The organism is Flavobacterium chuncheonense (assembly GCF_042686145.1).
In the GTDB taxonomy this organism is placed as follows: domain Bacteria; phylum Bacteroidota; class Bacteroidia; order Flavobacteriales; family Flavobacteriaceae; genus Flavobacterium; species Flavobacterium chuncheonense.
Genome location: NZ_JBHUPC010000017.1, coordinates 115421 through 136793, shown reverse-complemented (window position 1 = coordinate 136793; position 21373 = coordinate 115421). Strand labels below are relative to the sequence as shown.

Sequence of the window (21373 nt, the reverse complement as noted above, 5' to 3'; positions counted from 1 at the left end):
TTTAAATTACTATCTTTGCAGGCTGATTTAAGAAAGAATGAGATTACATAGAAATTTAGTTTTTACCGTTATTGATTCGCTAATGGCGATTTTCAATGAGGGAGAGTATGCCGATAAAGTAGTTGCAAGAGCACTAAAGAAAGACAAACGTTGGGGAAGTAGTGACCGAAAGTTTGTTGCGGAAACCATTTACGAAATTGTACGATGGAAACGTTTGTACATGGAAATTGCTGAGGTTAGAGATCCTCTTGATCGCGATAAAATATGGAGAATATTTGCGGTATGGGCTGTATTAAGAGGTATTAATTTACCCGATTGGAAATACTTTGAAGGCACTCCTGTTCGTCGTATCAAAGGTCGTTTTGATGAACTTTCAAAAATACGCAAATTCAAAGAATCTATCCCTGATTGGATGGATGAGTTGGGTGCAAAAGAATTGGGTGAAGAAATTTGGTCAAAAGAATTAGCGGCTCAAAACCAACAAGCTGAGGTTATCCTTCGTGTAAATACTTTAAAAACTACAAAAGAGAAATTAAGAGCGATTTTAATGGATCTTAATATAGATACTTACCCATCAAAAGAATATGAAGATGCTTTAATTTTAAAAGAGCGTGCCAATGTTTTCATGACACAAGCTTTTAAAGATGGATTATTTGAAGTACAAGATGCTTCATCACAATTAGTCGCTTATTTCCTTGATGTAAAACCAGGTATGCGTGTAGTGGACACTTGTGCAGGTGCAGGTGGTAAAACCCTACACATGGCTTCGTTAATGGAGAATAAAGGGCAATTAATTGCAATGGATATTTACGAAAGTAAATTAAAGCAATTGAAACTTCGTGCTAAACGTAATGGTGTTCACAATGTAGAATTCCGCGTGATTGATTCGACGAAAGTGATTAAAAAATTACACGAAAAAGCCGATCGTGTTTTAATTGATGCGCCTTGTAGTGGTTTAGGAGTTTTAAAAAGAAACCCTGATAGCAAATGGAAGTTACAACCTGAATTCATTGACAACATCAAAAAAGTACAAGCTGAGGTTTTAGAGAATTATTCTAAAATTGTTAAGCCTGGAGGTAAAATGGTTTATGCTACATGTTCGGTGTTACCCTCTGAAAATGAGGAACAAATAAAACATTTTTTAACTACAGAAGCAGGAAAAAACTTTACATTTGTAAAAGATAAAAAGGTTTTAGCCTATGAAAGTGGTTTTGATGGCTTTTATATGGCTTTATTAGAACGAAAAATGTAAAACAAAATGAAATCTAATTTTACGCTATTATTTTCATTTGTAATAGTTCAAATTGGAATGGCTCAAATTCCAGCAGGATATTATAACACTGCTACAGGAACGGGTTATACGTTGAAAACTCAATTAAGTGCCATCATAACTGCAGGTCATGTTGATCAAGGTTATGATGCTTTTGATACTTTTACTGCAGTTCACGATTTGGATAATTATACAACTTATGAAAATGATGGAACAATTTTAGATGTCTATTCTGAAAATCCAAATGGTGTCGATCCGTATAACTATACTCCCATTACAGATGAATGTGGAAATTACAACGCTGAAGGAGTATGTTACAACAAGGAACATGTAATTCCTCAATCGATTTTTAGTCAAAATTATCCCATGCGTTCGGATGCCCATCATTTGTTACCAACTGATGGTCGTGTGAATGGTTTTAGAAGTAATTATCCCTTTGGAAATGTGGGTTCAAATTTGATTTCTCAAAGTGGTATTTCTAATCCTACTTTAAATGGATCGAAATTAGGTAACTATGTTAACACTGGATTGTTTGCCGGTTATTCCGGAACTGTTTTCGAACCTGTTGATGAATTTAAAGGTGATATCGCTAGAATATATTTCTATTTTATTACACGTTATGAAAGTCAGATTGCCAATTGGACTTATGATATGTTCACGACAACTAGTCAAGGTTTAAGCAATCCTTTTTTGTACACTTTACTCGATTGGCATTTAAATGATCCTGTTTCACAAAAAGAAATCGATCGCAACAATGCTCTTTATAATTATCAAGGGAATCGTAATCCATATGTGGACCATCCGGAATATGTGTGCCAAATTTGGTCAAGCTTCTGTACAACATTAGGAGCTAATACTTTTACAGCTAATACAAGTTTCAGCATTTATCCTAATCCAAGTCAGAATGGTGATTTCAACATCAGTACTAAGCATACTTTAAATTCTATTACGATTTACAATGTGAATGGCCAGATTGTCCAGCACATTATTAATCCTACTGTTTCAAATAAAGTCTATACAATTTCAAATTTAGCGAGTGGTTTTTACTGGGTGCAATTATTAGATGGAGAAAATGGAATATTCACAACAAAAATCATCGTGAATTAAGCTTGTATATTACAATGCCTTTATATAACCGAAAAAGCATCAATTCTTATTTGAATTTGATGCTTTTTCATTTAAAAAAACCAATTAAACTCTCTTTTAATGGCAGTTTGCCTCACTTTGGACAAACAAACTCATTGTACTTGGCGAAATATAGGGTATGTTCAATCCTAAACCTCTCATGATGAATAAAATTCCTATACAAACTGCTATGACAGGAATAACGCGCTGTATGGTATTACGAATAGGAAGTGTTAATAAGTTGGAAATAATAACCACCAAACTCATCATAGGAATCGTACCCAATCCAAACAAAAGCATATACAAAATACTAAAGTTTATACTTGGCATGGCTAAAGCTCCAAATAAAGCCACATATACCATTCCACAAGGTAAATAACCGTTCAATAAACCAATAGTAAAAAACGATTTGTAGCTTCTATTCTTAAACTGACTCCCTAAACTCGTTTTAACTTTAGCAATTATTTTATAAATAGGTTTTGAAAAGTTATACTTTGCTAATTGTTTTTCAGGAACAAGCGCAATCGTAATCATCAGTACTCCCACAGCAATCGACAATTGTTGCTGAATTCCCGCTAGGAAAAAACCTTTTCCCAACATTCCGAAGAGTAATCCTAATGAAGCATAAGCGGTTAACCTTCCGAAATGATACAATAACAATTGTAATATTTTTTTGGCCTCATTATTTCTAGCTACAGGCAACATCATCGCAATCGGTCCGCACATCCCTATGCAGTGAAAACTACTGATTAAACCAAATATGACAGCCGTGTATAACATTCAATCAATTAATAATAGATAGCCTCTTTGTTACGATACGAAGTCCCATCGTATTCCCATTCAATAGTAATGTCCCAAAGACCGCCAACCAAATTACTTTTAGGTATGAGCAAATATGAATCAGATAATGATATTGGCATATCAAAATCTAATTTTTGATTGGACGGTCTGTATAGGAACACTTTCCCTTTTATATTTTTTGGAATAAAAGCAGTAGGAAATGTAACTTGTAATCCTTCTGTTGTTTTTGTAATTTTTACTTTATCTGCCAATGCATTTGCATTGGAAGCACGCTCTATATTTCCTTGAACTTTCATTTCTTGTTGGTAATAATCTTGTGTTACCAACTCATTATCGTATTTGGGATTGGTTTGTACTTTAAAAACAAAATACAATATAAAGGTGATAAACAACCCAAATGCAATAACGATAGCTGTACCCCAATTTACTTTCATATCTCTTCTTATTTAAACGAACGAGGGCCTAAAAACGTAGTGGTTGTGCTTTCAATCAACTTACCATCGTTATATACCCCTATTTTAATTTTCATTTTATCTTCTTTCACTTCTTGTATTGGAATCTCAATAAACATAGTACCTTGAAACAAAGCACCTTCTTTAACCTCAACATGAGAATTTCCAACCAAACGAATCGTTCCTTCTATTTTTTCCAATTTGAACGATACATTTTTAAAATCGTTTACCGTTTTATTAACAACTTTATAGGTAAAAACATTACTGATTACATCTCCTTTTTTCTCGTATAATTGCCCTGGAAGCCTAAAAACATTTGCTTCTACATCATTACGCAAAAACAATAAACCTATTAATACAGCTACCAAAATAGAAAGTACAGCTATATAACCTTTCATTCTAGGTGTTAATACGAACTTTTCCTTTTTTACAATTTCATCCTCACTCGCATAACGAATTAAACCTTTTGGTAATCCCACTTTATCCATTATGGTATCACACTCATCAATGCAAGCTGTACAGTTGATACATTCTAGCTGCGTTCCGTTACGGATGTCAATACCTGTTGGACAAACGTGTACACATTGCTTACAATCTATACAATCTCCTTTTCCTGTTTCGGCTCTGTTTTCGCGTTTATCCCATTTAGCTCTTCCTGCTTTTCCTTCTCCTCGCACGTGATCATAGGCCACATTAATTGATTTATTATCCAATAAAACGCCTTGCATTCTACCATAAGGACAAGCAATAATACACACTTGTTCACGGAACCATGCAAAAACAAAATAGAAAACCCCTGTAAAAATCAGTAATGCAATCAAAGTGCTTTTATTTTCCAAAGGTCCTTCATGGATGTATTCCAATAGTTTATCACTACCTATCAAATACGCTAAGAAAACATTAGCGATTACAAACGAAATCACAAAAAATATAAACCATTTGGTCACACGCTTTCTGATTTTTTCTGCATCCCATTTTTGTTTATCCAAACGCATTTGAGCACCTCTATCACCATCAATCCAAAACTCGATTCTTCTAAAAACCATTTCCATAAAAATGGTTTGCGGGCAAAACCAACCACAAAATATTCGACCAAAAGCCACTGTAAAAAGGGTTAACCCCACTACCCCAATTATCATTGAAATGACAAACAAGTAGAAGTCTTGTGGCCAAAACGGAAAACCAAAAATGGAAAATTTACGTTCTAAAACATTGAACAGTAAAAATTGATTTCCATTAATCTTAACAAATGGAGCACCCAATAAAAAAATAAGTAAAGCGTAACTTAACAGCTTACGTCTTTCATAATATTTACCGACAGGCTTTTTAGGAAAAATGAAATTTCGTTTCCCTTCTTTGCTTATTGTTCCTATACTATCTCTAAAACTTTCGTCTGGTAAAGTGGCCATTTGATTTTGTTTTAAAATGGGGCTTGGTAGCAACCAAACCCCTAATTTATTTATTCAACATTTGTTGAGTCTGTAACAACTTCAACATTTTCAGGAGTTGCAGCTATTTCTTCCCAGATAGCCCCTTCTGGATCTTTGGCCCCATCAGGATTAGTTCCTTGCATGGAAAGTATATAACTCGCTATCTTTTGAATATCTGTTGGTTTTATTACATCTTTCCAAGGTGCCATTACAGGGTTTTTAGAACTACCCTCAGAAATAATTGTAAACAATTCTTTAACTCCTCCTCCATTAATCCAATATTTATCGGTTAAGTTTGGACCGATACCTCCTTGTAAGTTTTGACCGTGACAAGAGAAACAATTATTGCTTTCAAAAGCTTTTTTACCTTCAGCAATACTAGCCGCATCAGTCATCAATACAACGTTATCTACATTGACTAAATCTGGTGCATTTTTCAAGTATTCTTGATGTTCTTTTTCAGCCTGAACCATTGCCATTTCATATTCTTCGGCTTGCGTATAATCACCTACAATATGAAAACGAACTAAGTACACCACAGAAAATATGATACAAGCGTAGAACAAATACACCCACCATGGTGGCAATACATTGTCTAATTCTTTAATACCGTCGTAATCATGGTCTAACATTACATCCGCTTCCTGCTCAATAGATTTTGAACGGGTAAGCTTATTCATTAAATTTTTGTAGAATTTACTTTCTGTAAAAGGAAGAGCTTCTTCTAATTTCAATTGCTCCTTTTCTTCTTCACTCAAAAAAGTATAGGTTACTTTATCAACAGCTGCAAAAACAATTTCAATAGCAACCAATATGAACAAGAATACACCTAATATCAATGAAACAATTGGATATTCAATAAAAGCTGGTTTTTCTCCTGAATCGATAAAATACTCCAAACTTGCAAATACAAATGCAAAAATTAATGGAACTCTAATATATGATGGAAATATGTTTTTCATAATGTATTTCTTTTATAATTCATCTTTAATTGGCAATTCACTCAATTCCTTAATCTTATCTTTATTATAGGTAAAAACCCAAAAGAATAACCCAACAAAAAAAGTGAAGAAAATAAGTAGCGATATTATGGGATAAATTTCTACCCCAGCTATAGTTTCTAAATTGTGTTTAATAAACTTCAACATAACTCTTAATTTTTAGCAGTATCTTCTTTTGTAATATCGGTTCCTAAACGCTGCAAATACGCAATTAAAGCTACAATCTCTCTTTCTTTTACAGGTACAAAGTCACTACCTTCAGCTACTTTACTCTCTGTAAAAGATTTTTTGATATCGTTATTTTTCATCAAGTTGGCTTCAATTTTAGAAGCTTGAGCCTCTAATGTTACCAAAGCATTCTTTACCTCTTCATCGCTATACGGTACCCCTAAAGCTTGCATTGTTTCCATTTTAGCTTGAGTTTGAGAAGTGTCAAGTTTGCTACGAATAATCCATTTATACCCTGGCATAATAGAACCTGAAGATGTACTTTGTGGATCCCACATGTGGTTGAAATGCCAATCATCTGCTCTACCTCCATTAAATGGTTTACCCGAAACTCCTTCTCTTGCTAAATCGGGACCTGTACGTTTTGATCCCCATAAGAATGGGTGATCGTATACAAATTCCCCAGCTTTTGAATATTCGCCATAACGAACCACTTCTGAACGGAACGGACGTACCATTTGTGAGTGACAGTTGTTACAACCTTCTCTTATGTACAAATCACGTCCTTCTAGTTCAAGTGGTGTGTATGGTTTTACACTTGAAATGGTTGGTACATTTGATTTAACCATAATCGTTGGTACAATTTGAATAATACCCCCAATTAATATCGCTATAGTCGCTAGAATAGTCAATTGAATAGGTTTTCTTTCCAACCAAGGGTGGAATTTTTCACCTTTTACTCTTCCTGAAGCAATTTTAGCTAATGCTGGTGCTTCTGCTAATTCATCTTCTACTGCTTGTCCTGCACGTACTGTTTTGTAAATATTATATACCAATACTAATAATCCAACGAAAAACAATGTTCCTCCTATGGCACGCATCATGTACATTGGCATAATTTCCGTTACCGTTTCTAGGAAGTTACCATATTGTAAGGTTCCGTCTGGTTTGAATTGTTTCCACATTGAAGCCTGAGTAAACCCTGCAACATACATTGGTAATGCATATAAAATAATCCCCAATGTACCAATCCAAAAGTGGAAATTAGCCAATGCTGTAGAATACAATTTTGTTTTAGTCATACGAGGTATTAACCAATAAATCATACCGAATGTCATAAAACCGTTCCAAGCTAATGCTCCAACGTGTACGTGTGCTACAATCCAATCGGTAAAGTGCGCAATAGCATTTACATTTTTTAAAGACAACATTGGTCCTTCAAAAGTCGCCATACCATAACCTGTAATACCTACTACGAAGAATTTTAAAACAGGATCAACACGTACTTTATCCCAAACACCTCTTAACGTCAATAAACCATTAATCATACCTCCCCAAGATGGAGCAATCAACATGATAGAGAACACTACTCCTAAGTTTTGTGCCCAATCGGGTAATGCAGTATACAACAAGTGGTGGGGACCTGCCCAGATGTATAAGAAAATTAACGACCAGAAGTGAATAATAGAAAGTCTATACGAATACACTGGACGGTTAGCTGCCTTTGGTACAAAATAATACATCAATCCCAAGAAAGGTGTTGTAAGGAAAAATGCTACTGCATTATGGCCGTACCACCATTGTACCAATGCATCTTGAACACCTGCGTATACGGAATAACTTTTTAAAGCTGAAACGGGTAATTCTAAACTGTTGAATATGTGTAACACAGCTACCGTGACAAAAGTTGCGATATAAAACCAAATTGCTACATACAAATGGCGTTCTCTACGACGTAGAATGGTCATTATCATGTTAATACCAAAAACAACCCAAATTAAAGCTATCGCAATATCAATTGGCCACTCTAATTCTGCATATTCTTTTGAGGTTGTATACCCTAAAGGTAAAGTAATTGCAGCTGCTACGATAATTAACTGCCATCCCCAGAAGTTAATGTTACTCAGCAAATCGCTGTACATTCTTGCTTTTAACAAACGTTGTAAAGAATAATAAATTCCAGCGAAAATAGCGTTACCTACAAAGGCAAAAATAACTGCATTAGTATGTAAAGGACGTAACCTTCCGAAACTCAACCACGAAATACCATCGGTCATATTTGGAAAAAGAAACATAAACGCTACTGTTAGTCCGACTAACATTCCTACAACACCAAATAAGATACTCGCATAAAGGAATTTCTTTACAATTTTGTTATCGTAATAAAATTGTTGCATCTCCATAATTTAGATTGATTTTTGTTTATCTGTTTTTATTAATTTATTAGGGTTCTTTTTTAGTTCATCGTCAAATAACATTCTGACCGATGGAGTATAATCGTCGTCATATTGTCCTGATTTTACTGCTCTAATAAAAGCTATCAAGAAACCAACTGCTACCACTATACTAATTGAGATAAGTAAATAAATAACACTCATACCTGAAATTTGTTGAACAAAGTTACTCTTAGCACTATTCTTAAAATATGACAAATATCATATCCCTTAAATTTACTAATTTTTTTCTTTCGAATAATAATTTGACATAATTGTTACAAAGGAAACCACTGTTATTGAACTCATTGGCATAATAATCGCCGCTACTAATGGTGATAATTGTCCCGTAATAGCAAACGATAATCCCACTATATTATACAATAAAGACAAGCCGAAACTCATATAGATAGTCCGCATTGCATTTTTAGCATAGTTCAAATAATATCCTATCTTAGAAAACTGACTCGCATCCATAATACCATCACATGCGGGAGAGAATACATTTACATTTTCCGATAAGGAAATACCCACATTACTTTGTGCTAATGCACCAGCATCGTTTAATCCATCACCAATCATCATTACATTATTTCCTTGTGCTTGTAACTGCTCGATATAGGCCAATTTTTGCTCTGGTTTTTGATTGAAAACCAATGTCGTATTCACTGGCAACATCTTTTCCAATATTGCTCTGTCACCATCATTATCGCCCGATAAAACATACAATTGGTATTGATTTGATAGCTTCTCAAACAATTCTTCTAATCCTTTTCGGTATTGATTATTGAAAACATAACATCCTTTATAAATACCGTTTATTTCAACGTGTACTTTCGTTTTCTTGTGAGTATTCTCGCTTAGGTGCTCCACAAAGTCAGAAGAGCCTAATCGAATAGTATCCTTTTCAAAACTAGCCTTAATGCCTTTTCCTATTATTTCTTCAAATTGAATTGGATTACTACGCTTAAACTCTGGAATAAAGTCGTACAATCTTCGACTTAAAGGGTGATTCGAACCTCTCAAAGTATTTTTTAATAATTCTAATTCTTCATTTGAAAGTATTGTTCCCTCGTAACTTATAGCTGTTTTTTTGTTAGTGGTAATAGTTCCTGTTTTATCAAAAACAATAGTATCGACTTTGGCCAACTGTTCAATAACCGTTGCATTTTTGAGATACATTTTTTGTTTTCCCATTATACGTAATACATTACCTAAAGTAAATGGTGCTGTTAAGGCTAAGGCACAAGGACAAGCTACAATTAAAATTGCGGTAAGTACATTAAAAGCCATACTTACACTTTTAAACAACCAAAAACCAAAAACTACTAAAGAAAGTAATAATAATAGGGGTGTAAAATAGCGACTTACGGTATCGGTAATGTTCTTATGTTTTTGTTTAATTTTTTTCTGAAAGACATCATTACTCCACAACTGCGTCAAATAACTCTGAGAGACCGAAAACAATACTTCAAGTTCAACTACCTTTCCTAAAATCTTACCTCCTGCATATACCTTATCGCCAGATTTCTTTTCAATAGGTACCGCCTCTCCAGTTACAAAGCTGTAATCAATGGCTGCTTTTTCTGCAATTAAAATTCCATCGACAGGGATTAGCTCTTGATTTCGTATTAGCAAACGATCTCCTTTTTCGATGTCGTAAATTTGAACAGGAGTTTCTTGACCATCAGTTGTAATTTTAGTAACTGCAATTGGAAAATAGGACTTATAATCTCTTTCGAATGAAAGAAAATCATAGGTTTTTTGCTGGAATAATTTTCCCAATAACATGAAGAAAATCAAACCTGTCAAACTATCGAAAAAGCCTTGTCCGTAATCGAATACAATATCCACTGTACTGCGAATAAACATTACCACAATACCTAGTGCAATAGGAACATCAATATTAAGCATACCCGACTTGATACTTTTATAAGCCGAAACGTAATATCCACTTGCAGAATACAAAAACGAAGGAAGTGACAATGCAAAGATTAGCCATCGGAAAAAACCACGATATTGATTGATCCAATACTCCTCTACTTCAAAATATTCTGGAAACGACAACAACATAATGTTTCCAAAACAAAAGAAAGCCACACCCAATTTATAAATCAAACTACGATCTATGTTTTTAGTTCCTGTTTCGTAGTTTTCCAAACTAATGTAAGGCTCATAACCTATTGCACTTAACATCAAAACAATTTCCTTGAGTGAAACCGTTTCTGCATTAAAGGTTATACGTACTTTTTTTTCTGGAAAATTAACTTGTGATGTTAGTATTCCGGGTTGAAGTTTTTGTAAGTTCTCCAAAATCCAAATACAAGAACTACAGTGTATATGTGGTATATACAACGCTACAATACTTGTACTTTCCTCTTGGAATTCTAAAAGTTTTGATATGATTTTTTCATCGTCAAGAAAATCATATTTCCCGTGTATGTCTTGTGGTGTAGCTCCGGGTGAGGCTTGAAAATCATAATAGCACGTTAAATCATTTTGACTAAAAATTTCATACACGGTTTTACATCCGTTACAGCAAAATAATTTTTCATCAAAAATAACCTCGTCTTTTTTTAAAAATTCATTACCACAATGGAAACAATTTTTTGCGTCCATAATTTGCTCATTTACCTATAACAAAGGTGAAAAATGTTCGCATTTTAAAATATGATATTTGTCATACTTTGTATATCTTTGATAAATCCTTAAGTAAACTCTATTTCTGTATGAGTAAATGCGAACAATGTATCGTTAGAAAATTTAGCTCAATCAACGCATTGACTAAAGATGAATTGGTTAAAATGGCAAATTGCAAAACGTCTTATATTATCAAAAAAGGTGAACCTATTTTTGAAGAAGGTGAAATGATTAATGGTCTATTTTGTATCAAAGATGGTGTCTGCAAATTATCAAAGCTAAGTTCGAATGGAAAAGATCAAATTATAAAATTGGTAAAACCAGGAGAATTACTAGGGCAACGTTCCATGATTAGCGATCAATCTGCAAATCTTTCTGCTATTGCACTTGAAGATATGGAAGTTTGTTTTGTACCAAAAGATGAAGTTATTGGCTTTTTCAATCAAAACAATAAATTTTCTATGAGCATGATGCAGGCCATTTGTGGTGATTTAAAGGAATCCGATGATCATACGGTAGCCATGGCACAAAAAACAGTAAAAGAACGCCTAGCAGATACCTTATTATACCTTGAGGATAATTTTGGCAAAAATGAAGACAATACTTTAAGAATTCAATTGTCTCGCGATGAACTTGCCGGCATGATAGGAACGGCGACAGAAAGTTGTATTCGTCTTTTATCTGAATTTAATAAAAACGGGTGGATTGAATTAATTGGTAAAAAAATATCAATAAAAGATAAAGCTAAATTGAAACGCTTGTCAGAATAAAAAAAGAGGATTTTAAATCCTCTTTTTGTTATTGTTTATTCTGTTGGTCCTTCCCATTCCGATATTCCACCAATCAAGTTGTAGGCTTTTGAAAATCCTAATTCACGCATAATGTTACAAGCATTTGCACTTCTACCTCCTGCTGCACAATACACATAGTAATTTTTAGTTTTATCCAAATCGTCTAATTTGTAAATAAAACCTTGACCTTGGTAAATATCAATATTAATTGATCCAGGAATTTTACTTGTATTTACTTCATCTTCTGTTCTAACATCCAGTAAAACACCTTTTTCGTCCGTTAAAAACTGACTCCACCACTGTTGTTGTTCTAAGTTCATACTCTTATTTTTGGCCAAAAATACTATGCTTTAATTGAACATCCAATCGCTTTAGTATTTTTTATTTCAATTTCTTTATTTTTTAACAATGCATCTACTGCAGCTTCAACATATTTATTTTTAACGGCACTTTCATCGGAATGATTGTCATCAATAGCACCAATATACTCTACTCTATTACCTTGCTTGGTTTTCTTCAAAACGTAAACATAAGGGGTTTTTGTTGCACCATACTGTGGGTAAATTTTTTGTCCATCGTCAAATAAATAGGGAAAAGTAAACCCTTTCTCTTTTGCACGAACTTTCATCAAATCAAAACTATCGTCTGCATTAATTTCAGGATTGTTAGGATTAATTGCTATTACAGGATAACCTAAAGCTTTGTATTTTTTGTCTAATGCTATAATTCGATCCTCATAAGCAACTGCAAACGGACAATGGTTACAAGTAAAGACAACGATAAAACCCTTAGCATCTTTATAATCTTTTAAAGACACCATTTTGTCGTCAATATTCTTTAATTTAAAATCGGTGGCCAAATCTCCTACTTTATAGCCACCATCATTATTACTTACTGTAAATGCACTTATTAATGCAACTACAAAAAACATTAGAGTAAATTTTGCTGTTTTCATAATCTATTTATTGAATAAAGTTTAATAATTCGTTTTCTAATTCTTCATATGTAAAAGAACGTTCATAAAATTTACGTTCTTCTCCTTTTATAATTAAGGTTGCAGGAAGTGCTCCACTCCAACTCGTATCTACTTGGTCAATCCAATAGTTTACATTGGCATCGTTAAGCACAATAATATTAGATTTTAATTTCTTCTTAGCGATAAATGGCAATAAACTACTTTCTATTTTTTTAGGAAAATCCAAACTCACTAACAACACTTCAACGTTTTTATCTTCATAATTAGTGTTCAACTTTTCAAAATATGGTAATTCCTTAACACACGGCATACACCAGGTAGCCCAAAAGTTGATAACGTATGTTTTATTGGGGTCGTCTGTTTTCAATAATTGTAACACCCCTTCATAATTATAAGAAGCAACCGATATAGAATCATTTTGATACACTTGTAATGGTGTAACTTGCTTTATATTGCCTTGTCCCAACAATATTGAACAGAACAATATACAACTCAATAGTACTAGATTTTTCATATTACCAAATTAGTGAAATTTCGCTCGCGTAAAAGCCCATTAAAAATTTTAATACATTTTTAACACACATTTGTATATACAACTAAAAATAATTACTACATTTGTACATACAAATTTTGTAGTGGAATATGAAAATAGAAGACGAAATAAAAAGTACCGTTACATTAAGTTTAACCAAAAAAGTTATGCTGAATTTGACCTTTACTCGAAATCTTATCGCCGACAAATTAAATGAAATTTTGAAGCCGTACGATTTATCGGGAGAACAATATAATGTATTGCGTATTCTGAGAGGTCAAAAAGGAAATCCTTTGAATATGCAAGATATTCAGGAACGAATGGTCACTAAAAATAGTAATACTACTCGTCTGATTGACAAATTGCTTTTAAAGGAAATGGTAGAACGTAAAACATGTCCTGCAAACAGAAGAAAAATAGAAATAAAAATTACCGAAAAAGGTTTAAGCGTATTATCTGAATTAGACCCTTTGATTGAAAATCACGATCAAATTTTCACCAAGAACTTAACCCAAGAAGAGCTTACCCTTTTAAACGATTTATTAGAAAAACTAAGAGAAATATAAATATGAGTGATTTTATAACACACCAAAATTGGCGTTATGCCACCAAAAAGTTTGATGCTTCTAAAAAAGTATCCGATCAAGATATAGAGACATTGAAAGAGGCTATCCGCTTAAGTACTTCGTCTTACGGTTTACAACCTTACAAAGTAATAATTGTTGAAAACCCAGAATTAAGATCGCAATTACAACCTGCTTCATGGGGACAAAGTCAAATTGTTGATGCTTCTCACCTATTTGTTTTTGCAAACATTACAGATATTCAAGATGTTCATATCGATGAATTAATTGAAAATATGGCTTTAGTTAGAGGTCTTAAGGTAATTGACTTAAAAGGGTTTGCTGATTTTATGAAATCTAAAATTGTGCCTTTACCAATAGCTCAAAAAGAAATCTGGACAGCAAAACAAACTTATTTGGCATTAGGTAACCTTTTAAATGCTGCAGCAGAATTAAAAATTGACGTTACACCTATGGAAGGTTTTGAGCCAGAAAAATACAACGAAATTTTAGGCCTTGACAAATTAGGATTAAACGCTTCATTAGTAGCTACAGTAGGATATCGTCATGATGAAGATGCAACACAACATTACGTTAAAGTACGTAAACCCGAAAACGAATTATTTATCAAATTATAATAACCAAAAATTAAATTAAAAAAATGAAAACTATGAAATCATTTGCAGTGGCAGTAATTGCCTTAGTATCATTCACCACTTTTGCCCAAACAACAAAGAAAGTAAACACTACAGAAAGTAAAGTAGAATGGGTTGGTAAAAAAGTAACTGGCCAACACAGTGGAACAATCAGCTTAGCTGAAGGCGCTTTAGTATTCAAAGGAAAAAAATTAGCTGGAGGTACTTTTACAGTTGACATGACTTCAATCAACACAACAGATTTACAAGGTGAAATGAAAGGAAAATTAGACGGACACTTAAAATCTGATGATTTCTTTGGTGTTGAAAAATTTCCAACAGCAAATCTTGTATTCAAAACATTAACTAACAAAGGAAATGATGTGTACACTGTTAATGCTGACTTAACTATCAAAGGGAAAACAAACCCAATCTCTTTTGATATGAAAGTAAATGGTTCTACAGCTACCACAAAATTAATGGTTGACAGAGCTAAATATGACATTCGTTATGGATCTGGATCTTTCTTTGATAACTTAGGAGACAAAACTATTTATGATGAATTCGAATTAGATGTTACTTTAAACTTCTAATTTTGCCCCGAAAATTGCTATGAAGAAGAGAGAGTCCGAATTAAATTCGGACTTTTTTTATGCTTCAAAATAGCCTAATAAATACCGCGAATCTATCCCAAATTCATTTTATAATAAGGCGGTAAAACTAAAAAACTCGAGTCTTGCATTATAAAAAATGCCAAATTAAATTCTATATTTGCAAGACTTATGAAAGTTGCCATTATCGACAATTACGACAGTTTTACATACAATCTAGTGCATTATCTTGAAAGTTTAGATGCAAATGTAACTGTATTTCGTAATGACGAATTTGAATTAGAGGATCTAGAAAAATTTGATAAAATTGTACTTTCTCCTGGTCCTGGAATTCCCGATGAAGCTGGTTTCCTAAAACAAGTAATAAAAAAATATGCTCCAACAAAACCTATTTTTGGTGTTTGTCTAGGTTTACAAGCTATTGGTGAAGTGTTTGGCGGACAACTTATCAATTTGGAAACGGTATATCATGGTGTTGCAACTCAAGTCACACTTACGGAAGATGATTTTATCTTTAATGATTTACCAAAAAAATTTGAAGTAGGTCGCTATCATTCTTGGGTAATAGCGACAGAAAACCTTCCTTCCGATTTAATCATTACTTCAGTTGATGACAATGGACAAATTATGTCATTAAAACATCAACATTATAACGTACGCGGTGTTCAATATCACCCAGAAAGCGTACTTACCCCACATGGAAAGAAAATTCTTGAAAATTGGTTACTTAATTAATTTATAGAAATATCAAAATTTAACATATTAATTTCATCAAATAAATTTTTTTTCATTCAATCGTAACTTTTTCTAAAAATAGTCGTATAATTACTACAACTAACTTACAACTATGACTTTTTTAGAAAATTATGAGCCCCTATTAAAGGCTTTTTGGTATGTTGCCCTGCCGGTAAGCATTTTTTTTGCTTTACAAACAATAGCAACATTTATTGGTTTAGGTGATGCTGAAACGGATGCGGACACTGACGGAGGTGATACTGGTGACATGCCTTTTGAATTGTTTACACTTCGTAATCTGATTAATTTCCTTTTAGGGTTCAGCTGGACAGGTATATCGCTTTACGACAAGTTTGAAAACAAAAATATACTTATCGGTGTAGCTATTTTAGTAGGAATTATATTTGTTGCATTATTCTTCATAATAATCAAACAAATTTTAAAACTATCCGAAAATAACAGTTTTAAAATTGAAGACACCTTGCTCAAAACTGCCGATGTTTATTTAACAATTCCAGAAAATAAGTCAGGAAAAGGTAAAGTACAAATTAGTGTTAAAGGAAGTTTTCATGAACTTGATGCTATGACAACTGATAATGAAAAAATACTTTCTGGAAATGTTGTAAAAGTTATTGCCGTTGAAAATAACATTCTTATCGTTGAAAAATTATAATCCTTAGTATATAACTTATGTTTGAATTAATTATTATTGTAGTAGCCGCTTTTGTGCTATTTGTCACTTTTGTAACCTTAATTTCCCGTTATAAAAGATGTCCTTCGGACAAAATTTTAGTGATTTACGGTAAAACTGGTGGAACCTCCGCAAAATGTGTACATGGGGGTGGTGCCTTTATTTGGCCCGTTATTCAAGATTACCAATATTTGGATTTAAAACCAATTTCAATTGAAGCGAATCTTACAAATGCTTTATCAAGGCAAAATATTCGTGTCGATGTTCCTTGTCGTTTTACAATTGCAATTTCAACAGAAGCGGATAGTATGAATACCGCTGCAGAACGTCTTCTCGGTTTAACTCCCGATCAAATTCAAGAACTTGCAAAAGATATTCTATTTGGCCAATTACGTTTGGTTATTGCAACCATGACAATTGAAGAAATTAACTCCGATAGAGATAAATTTTTAGATAATATTTCTAAAAACGTAGATTCAGAACTCAAAAAAATTGGTTTAAAGTTAATAAACGTTAACGTGACCGATATTAAAGACGAATCTGGTTATATTGAAGCATTAGGTAAAGAAGCTGCTGCAAAAGCAATAAACGAAGCTAAAATTTCAGTTGCTGAACAAGAAAAGATTGGAGAAACAGGTAAAGCAATGGCAGATCGTGAAAAAGACGTTCAGATTGCAGAAACTCATAGAGATCGTGATGTAAAAATTGCTATCACTAATAAAGACAAAGAAGTAAGTATAGCTGAAGCATTTAAAGACGAAAGCATTGGAAAAGCAGAAGCACAAAGAGATACTCGTGTTAAAACATCTGAAGCCAATGCGATAGCTATCAAAGGGGAAAATGAAGCTAAAATTGCAATTGCGCAATCTGAAGCAGCTCGTCGTGAAAAAGAAGCAGAAGCCTTGCGTATTGCATTAGCTTCTGAAAAGGTTCAACAAGCAAAAGCTTTAGAAGAAGCTTATCAAGCAGAACAAAAAGCCGAAACAGCCCGTGCTGAAAGAGAACGATCTACACAAAATGCTAATATTGTAATTCCAGCTGAAATAGCTAAACAAAAAGCTGTAATTGATGCCCAAGCTGAAGCGGAAAGAATAAGAGTTCAAGCAAAAGGAGAAGCCGATGCTATTTATGCAAAAATGGAAGCAGAAGCAAAAGGTTTATATGAAATCTTAACCAAGCAAGCAGAAGGATATCGTGAGGTCGTTAATGCTGCTGGTGGAGACCCAACAAAAGCTTTCCAATTATTATTAATAGAAAAATTACCTGAGTTGGTTAAAACCCAAGTTGAAGCGGTTAAAAATATCAAAATTGATAAAATTACTGTTTGGGATGGTGGAAATAACTCGGATGGAAATACTTCAACAGCAAATTTTGTTTCGGGCATGATGAAAACTGTTCCTCCGTTAAACGATTTATTCAATATGGCTGGTCTTAATTTACCATCATACTTAAAAGGCGAAAATCCTGCTGAAGAAGTTATTACTACTCCAGAAAGTAATGAAGTTCCTCCAACCGATGAATCAAAATAAAAAATTAATAATCAAATATTTACGCTAAAATTCAGTGAATTTTAGCGTTTTTTTATCAAAACATGGAATATCTTATTCAAACTGAAAACTTAAAATTTAAGTATTCAAAAAACAAGACGGTTCTCAATAACATGTCTATCAATGTACCTAAGGGAAGTATTTACGGCTTTTTAGGTCCAAATGGAGCAGGGAAATCTACCACAATGCGATTGTTAACCGGTATCATACCAGATGATGACAATGCCATTTCTTTATTTGGAAAGCCCATACAAGAGCAACTACCATATGCCTTTGAAAAAATAGGCGCATTAGTGGAAAGCCCTGCTTTATATTTACATTTAACGGGATATGACAACTTAAAATACATTGCTACTTTACGAAACATTGAGCTTTCTAAAATTGAAGAGGTTTTAGAACTAGTGGATCTTACACATGCCAAAAAAAATAAAGTGAAGCAATACTCTTTGGGGATGAAACAACGTTTGGCTATTGCTATGGCACTCCTTAGTGATCCCGAATTATTGTTTTTGGACGAACCGGTAAACGGTTTGGATCCAAATGGTATTGTTGAGATACGTAAACTACTCGTTAAGCTAAATAAGGAGAAAGGCGTTACTATATTTGTTTCAAGTCACCTTTTGGGTGAAATTGAAAAAATGTGTACTCACGTGGGTATCATTTCAAAAGGCATTTTAAAATATGAAGGTACTATGGAAATGCTTTCCAAGAAATTCAACAAATGCAAAATACAAGTTACTCTTGATGATGCTTCAACATGGGTTGAAAAGTTTACAAACAAGTATGATAACGTTAAACAAGAAGATTCACAGAAAATTACTTTAAACCTAAACAATGTTTCTGAAGTCCCAGAATTTACGAGACAAATAATTCAAGATGGTGCTTCTGTTTATGAATTAAAAATTATTGAAGGCCTTGAAGAATGGTTTATGAATTTAACTGAAAACTAAAATGAAAAATTATATCTCAAATTTAAAAATTGGACTTAAAGGAGAACATTTAAAGAAAAAAGGAACTGGTATCTATACTGTTTCTCTAATCATTGGGGCATTAGGACCTATTTTATTTTTCATAGGTAGTTTCTTTGTCAAAGAAAAAAACAATCCTTTACCATATAATCACTACACTAATATTATATATGAAACCATAGTTCCGTTTGCGTCGTTTTTATTTCCCTTAATCATTATCATACATGCTAGTAAAATAGCGCAATTGGATCATAAAAATGGAGGTTGGCAATTGATGGAAACCCAACCTTTACAAAAATTATCCATTTACTTTTCAAAGTTTATTGTATTATTAACAGCTAATTTAATTGCAATAGCATCATTATTCCTATCAGGTTTAATTTTAGCTTTTATTCAAACATTTTTTATTGAACTTCCGGAAGTCGCCAATACATCTATTGAAATTCAAAACTTATTAAACCTATTTACCAGAATTTTTATAGCCAGTACATTTCTTACGGCATTCCAGTATTTTTTATCCGTTTTACTTTCAAATTTTACTTGGTCTTTACTTATTGGTTTCTTTTTACTCGTTACAAATTCGATTCTTAGTGCATTTAATTTAACTCCCGATTGGCATCCAATTGATATCATTAATCGTGTAGGCACTTATAAAGAAGGAAGCGAAATTGGAAATTGGTTTTTATTTACGGAAACAATAAGTCTTATCCTTACCATATTAACCTTAACCATTGGCTTTGTTTGGTATAAAAATAAAGGACTAATAAATGCCTTTTTCAAAACAAAAAAGCGAATTGCTTTAAGTATTTTAACGTTGTTAATCTTCTTTTTCATTGCTGCTTTTACGCTTCAATCAAATCAATACCAACCTCTCAAAAAAACAGTTATTGCAGGAGAAATAGAGAGTAAAAATACTTTCAAAATCGCCTATTTAATTCATCCAATGATAAATGATACGATAGTAACTTTTCCAATTGTCAACAATCGTTTCCATGTTACAATTGATAAACCATTACCTTTGGATAATTATAAAATTGTAGTCGACAAATCCATCCCAGTAGACCTATTATTATCCAACAACGATAGTGTTTATTGTACAATTAAAGTGTATAATAACAATCTTAAAACCACTTATACTGGAACACGTTTGGCGGAAAACCAATATGCAACCAATCCGCTTTCAAATTGGAGTATGGTAGGCTACCAATTACAACAAAACACTTTCATTGATAAACCTGAACTATTTTTTGAAGACGTTTACGATGAATGGGAAGAAAAATATAATGAAGCTGACTTTTTTAAAACACGTGACAACTATATTCCAAAAGCTGATTTTATTAACCGTGAAAAGAAATTAATTTGCATCAAATACCTAAATTTTGTGAACCAATTTTTAGATAAAAGAAAAGCTTTATATCCAAATGAAAAAACAGAATTAACAGCGGATATTAAAAAAATTAAAGCGAAAATATCACTTCAAGAAGAAAGTTTGATTAGCAATGCTGAATATCTGAATTACTTAAAGTATGAAATCTGTAAAAATGATAAACGCGATATTGATAGCAAAACAAAAGAAATAGAAAATATTATCCGCTTAAAAAAGAGTAATTTTAAAAACAGATTACTTTATTACAATTTAAACGATAATTTAGAAGAAGCTTCAAGTAGCTTAGAACGCAATCAATTGGTGAATAATTATGCATCATATATTAAAGACAATCGTTTACATGCCAATTTAATTGAACAATTTAAAACCTTTGAACGTTTAGGAAAAGGTAATCTTGCACGAGAAATTCAAACCGAATCTATCGATGGTAAAAAAGTATTGCTTTCTGATTACAAAGGCAAATTTGTTGTCGTAGATATTTGGGCAACATGGTGCGGACCTTGTAAATTTCAATCTCCTTATTATGAAAAAATGGCGATTAAGTATAAAAAAGAAAATATCGCTTTCCTAGGTATTAGTACCGATAGAAACAAAGCCGATTGGTTTTTAGAAGCAAAAAATAAATCGAAAAGTATCACCCATTTATGGGCAACCGATATGGAAAATTTTTCTAAAGATTACAACATTAACAGTATTCCACGCTTTGTACTTATAGATCCAGATGGCAACATTTACAATGCTAGAATGCCTTTCCCTAGTGATAAATCATTCGAAATGGTACTTCGAAAAGCTTTAAATTTAGAAGATCTTGATTAAAACAAAAAAACCCGAGCTTGC

The 21373-nt window shown here is 32.9% G+C and carries 22 protein-coding genes; 11 read left to right on the top strand and 11 right to left on the bottom strand.

The annotated features are described in order from the left end of the window. The first annotated feature begins 37 nt into the window (after positions 1 to 37). Together ACFS5J_RS11915 and ACFS5J_RS11910 are read left to right on the top strand one after the other, a co-directional pair. Positions 38 to 1252 carry an RsmB/NOP family class I SAM-dependent RNA methyltransferase gene (locus ACFS5J_RS11915; RefSeq protein ID WP_379812433.1) on the top strand — a complete coding sequence of 405 codons (1215 nt, stop codon included), beginning with the start codon at positions 38 to 40 and terminating at the stop codon, positions 1250 to 1252. A gap of 6 nt (positions 1253 to 1258) precedes the next feature. Further along, entirely contained in the window at positions 1259 to 2377 is a 1119-nt protein-coding gene (locus ACFS5J_RS11910) for an endonuclease (protein WP_379812432.1), read from the top strand. A gap of 96 nt (positions 2378 to 2473) precedes the next feature. Here the strand turns inward: ACFS5J_RS11910 and ACFS5J_RS11905 are convergent, their stop codons facing one another. The 8 genes from ACFS5J_RS11905 to ACFS5J_RS11870 form a co-directional block, all read right to left on the bottom strand. Further along, on the bottom strand, positions 2474 to 3175 hold the full coding sequence (locus ACFS5J_RS11905; RefSeq protein WP_379812430.1) for a sulfite exporter TauE/SafE family protein: 702 nt from the start codon (positions 3173 to 3175) through the stop codon (positions 2474 to 2476). An 8-nt stretch (positions 3176 to 3183) separates the two neighbouring features. Next, the gene (locus ACFS5J_RS11900; RefSeq protein WP_379812429.1) at positions 3184 to 3630 is read right to left on the bottom strand and encodes a FixH family protein; all 447 of its coding nucleotides are present in this window, start codon (positions 3628 to 3630) and stop codon (positions 3184 to 3186) included. Between the two features lie 8 nt (positions 3631 to 3638). Then, positions 3639 to 5057 (bottom strand): cytochrome c oxidase accessory protein CcoG, encoded by a 1419-nt coding sequence (gene ccoG / locus ACFS5J_RS11895; RefSeq protein ID WP_379812428.1) that lies wholly within the window; start codon positions 5055 to 5057, stop codon positions 3639 to 3641. A 50-nt stretch (positions 5058 to 5107) separates the two neighbouring features. Continuing rightward, a complete protein-coding gene (locus ACFS5J_RS11890) occupies positions 5108 to 6040 on the bottom strand; it encodes a cbb3-type cytochrome c oxidase N-terminal domain-containing protein (RefSeq protein ID WP_379812427.1) in 933 nt (310 codons plus the stop codon). Positions 6041 to 6052: 12 nt separating this feature from the next. Continuing rightward, positions 6053 to 6226, bottom strand: coding sequence for a CcoQ/FixQ family Cbb3-type cytochrome c oxidase assembly chaperone (locus tag ACFS5J_RS11885; protein ID WP_379812425.1), 174 nt, complete (start codon positions 6224 to 6226; stop codon positions 6053 to 6055). Between the two features lie 5 nt (positions 6227 to 6231). After that, positions 6232 to 8430, bottom strand: coding sequence for a cytochrome-c oxidase, cbb3-type subunit I (gene ccoN, locus ACFS5J_RS11880; RefSeq protein WP_379812423.1), 2199 nt, complete (start codon positions 8428 to 8430; stop codon positions 6232 to 6234). 3 nt (positions 8431 to 8433) lie between these two features. After that, entirely contained in the window at positions 8434 to 8625 is a 192-nt protein-coding gene (gene ccoS / locus ACFS5J_RS11875) for a cbb3-type cytochrome oxidase assembly protein CcoS (protein WP_379812518.1), read from the bottom strand. Positions 8626 to 8700: 75 nt separating this feature from the next. Further along, complete coding sequence (locus ACFS5J_RS11870) at positions 8701 to 11079, bottom strand: heavy metal translocating P-type ATPase (protein ID WP_379812422.1); 2379 nt, start codon at positions 11077 to 11079, stop codon at positions 8701 to 8703. 110 nt (positions 11080 to 11189) lie between these two features. On the opposite strand from ACFS5J_RS11870, the gene ACFS5J_RS11865 reads away from it, so the two are divergent. Beyond that, positions 11190 to 11870: a Crp/Fnr family transcriptional regulator gene (locus ACFS5J_RS11865; protein WP_379812421.1), complete on the top strand. Its 681-nt coding sequence runs from the start codon at positions 11190 to 11192 to the stop codon at positions 11868 to 11870. Between the two features lie 35 nt (positions 11871 to 11905). On the opposite strand, the gene ACFS5J_RS11860 is transcribed toward ACFS5J_RS11865, so the two are convergent. Genes ACFS5J_RS11860 through ACFS5J_RS11850 form a run of 3 tightly spaced genes read right to left on the bottom strand, consistent with a single transcriptional unit; the run spans position 11906 to position 13381 of the window. Continuing rightward, positions 11906 to 12211: a rhodanese-like domain-containing protein gene (locus tag ACFS5J_RS11860; RefSeq protein WP_379812420.1), complete on the bottom strand. Its 306-nt coding sequence runs from the start codon at positions 12209 to 12211 to the stop codon at positions 11906 to 11908. Positions 12212 to 12234: 23 nt separating this feature from the next. After that, complete coding sequence (locus ACFS5J_RS11855) at positions 12235 to 12846, bottom strand: thioredoxin family protein (protein WP_379812419.1); 612 nt, start codon at positions 12844 to 12846, stop codon at positions 12235 to 12237. Positions 12847 to 12853: 7 nt separating this feature from the next. Next, positions 12854 to 13381 (bottom strand): TlpA disulfide reductase family protein, encoded by a 528-nt coding sequence (locus ACFS5J_RS11850; protein ID WP_379812418.1) that lies wholly within the window; start codon positions 13379 to 13381, stop codon positions 12854 to 12856. 128 nt (positions 13382 to 13509) lie between these two features. On the opposite strand from ACFS5J_RS11850, the gene ACFS5J_RS11845 reads away from it, so the two are divergent. The 8 genes from ACFS5J_RS11845 (at position 13510) to ACFS5J_RS11810 (ending at position 21352) form a co-directional block, all read left to right on the top strand. Further along, positions 13510 to 13965 (top strand): MarR family winged helix-turn-helix transcriptional regulator, encoded by a 456-nt coding sequence (locus ACFS5J_RS11845; protein ID WP_379812417.1) that lies wholly within the window; start codon positions 13510 to 13512, stop codon positions 13963 to 13965. A 2-nt stretch (positions 13966 to 13967) separates the two neighbouring features. Beyond that, positions 13968 to 14600: an NAD(P)H-dependent oxidoreductase gene (locus ACFS5J_RS11840; RefSeq protein WP_379812416.1), complete on the top strand. Its 633-nt coding sequence runs from the start codon at positions 13968 to 13970 to the stop codon at positions 14598 to 14600. Positions 14601 to 14623: 23 nt separating this feature from the next. Next, on the top strand, positions 14624 to 15190 hold the full coding sequence (locus ACFS5J_RS11835) for a YceI family protein (RefSeq protein WP_379812415.1): 567 nt from the start codon (positions 14624 to 14626) through the stop codon (positions 15188 to 15190). Between the two features lie 189 nt (positions 15191 to 15379). Further along, positions 15380 to 15943 carry an anthranilate synthase component II gene (locus ACFS5J_RS11830; protein WP_379812414.1) on the top strand — a complete coding sequence of 188 codons (564 nt, stop codon included), beginning with the start codon at positions 15380 to 15382 and terminating at the stop codon, positions 15941 to 15943. 112 nt (positions 15944 to 16055) lie between these two features. After that, positions 16056 to 16616 carry an NfeD family protein gene (locus ACFS5J_RS11825; protein WP_379812412.1) on the top strand — a complete coding sequence of 187 codons (561 nt, stop codon included), beginning with the start codon at positions 16056 to 16058 and terminating at the stop codon, positions 16614 to 16616. Between the two features lie 17 nt (positions 16617 to 16633). Continuing rightward, positions 16634 to 18163 (top strand): flotillin family protein, encoded by a 1530-nt coding sequence (locus tag ACFS5J_RS11820; protein ID WP_379812411.1) that lies wholly within the window; start codon positions 16634 to 16636, stop codon positions 18161 to 18163. A 62-nt stretch (positions 18164 to 18225) separates the two neighbouring features. Further along, positions 18226 to 19131, top strand: a complete 906-nt coding sequence (locus tag ACFS5J_RS11815; protein WP_379812410.1) for an ABC transporter ATP-binding protein — start codon at positions 18226 to 18228, stop codon at positions 19129 to 19131. A 1-nt stretch (position 19132) separates the two neighbouring features. Beyond that, positions 19133 to 21352 carry a redoxin family protein gene (locus ACFS5J_RS11810; protein WP_379812409.1) on the top strand — a complete coding sequence of 740 codons (2220 nt, stop codon included), beginning with the start codon at positions 19133 to 19135 and terminating at the stop codon, positions 21350 to 21352. Positions 21353 to 21373 lie beyond the last annotated feature (21 nt).

Coding starts and splice junctions, on each gene's coding strand:
- ACFS5J_RS11915 (WP_379812433.1), top strand. CDS start 38: ATGAGATTACATAGAAATTTAGTTTTTACCGTTATTGATTCGCTAATG.
- ACFS5J_RS11910 (WP_379812432.1), top strand. CDS start 1,259: ATGAAATCTAATTTTACGCTATTATTTTCATTTGTAATAGTTCAAATT.
- ACFS5J_RS11905 (WP_379812430.1), bottom strand. CDS start 3,175: ATGTTATACACGGCTGTCATATTTGGTTTAATCAGTAGTTTTCACTGC.
- ACFS5J_RS11900 (WP_379812429.1), bottom strand. CDS start 3,630: ATGAAAGTAAATTGGGGTACAGCTATCGTTATTGCATTTGGGTTGTTT.
- ccoG (WP_379812428.1), bottom strand. CDS start 5,057: ATGGCCACTTTACCAGACGAAAGTTTTAGAGATAGTATAGGAACAATA.
- ACFS5J_RS11890 (WP_379812427.1), bottom strand. CDS start 6,040: ATGAAAAACATATTTCCATCATATATTAGAGTTCCATTAATTTTTGCA.
- ACFS5J_RS11885 (WP_379812425.1), bottom strand. CDS start 6,226: ATGTTGAAGTTTATTAAACACAATTTAGAAACTATAGCTGGGGTAGAA.
- ccoN (WP_379812423.1), bottom strand. CDS start 8,430: ATGGAGATGCAACAATTTTATTACGATAACAAAATTGTAAAGAAATTC.
- ccoS (WP_379812518.1), bottom strand. CDS start 8,625: ATGAGTGTTATTTATTTACTTATCTCAATTAGTATAGTGGTAGCAGTT.
- ACFS5J_RS11870 (WP_379812422.1), bottom strand. CDS start 11,079: ATGGACGCAAAAAATTGTTTCCATTGTGGTAATGAATTTTTAAAAAAA.
- ACFS5J_RS11865 (WP_379812421.1), top strand. CDS start 11,190: ATGAGTAAATGCGAACAATGTATCGTTAGAAAATTTAGCTCAATCAAC.
- ACFS5J_RS11860 (WP_379812420.1), bottom strand. CDS start 12,211: ATGAACTTAGAACAACAACAGTGGTGGAGTCAGTTTTTAACGGACGAA.
- ACFS5J_RS11855 (WP_379812419.1), bottom strand. CDS start 12,846: ATGAAAACAGCAAAATTTACTCTAATGTTTTTTGTAGTTGCATTAATA.
- ACFS5J_RS11850 (WP_379812418.1), bottom strand. CDS start 13,381: ATGAAAAATCTAGTACTATTGAGTTGTATATTGTTCTGTTCAATATTG.
- ACFS5J_RS11845 (WP_379812417.1), top strand. CDS start 13,510: ATGAAAATAGAAGACGAAATAAAAAGTACCGTTACATTAAGTTTAACC.
- ACFS5J_RS11840 (WP_379812416.1), top strand. CDS start 13,968: ATGAGTGATTTTATAACACACCAAAATTGGCGTTATGCCACCAAAAAG.
- ACFS5J_RS11835 (WP_379812415.1), top strand. CDS start 14,624: ATGAAAACTATGAAATCATTTGCAGTGGCAGTAATTGCCTTAGTATCA.
- ACFS5J_RS11830 (WP_379812414.1), top strand. CDS start 15,380: ATGAAAGTTGCCATTATCGACAATTACGACAGTTTTACATACAATCTA.
- ACFS5J_RS11825 (WP_379812412.1), top strand. CDS start 16,056: ATGACTTTTTTAGAAAATTATGAGCCCCTATTAAAGGCTTTTTGGTAT.
- ACFS5J_RS11820 (WP_379812411.1), top strand. CDS start 16,634: ATGTTTGAATTAATTATTATTGTAGTAGCCGCTTTTGTGCTATTTGTC.
- ACFS5J_RS11815 (WP_379812410.1), top strand. CDS start 18,226: ATGGAATATCTTATTCAAACTGAAAACTTAAAATTTAAGTATTCAAAA.
- ACFS5J_RS11810 (WP_379812409.1), top strand. CDS start 19,133: ATGAAAAATTATATCTCAAATTTAAAAATTGGACTTAAAGGAGAACAT.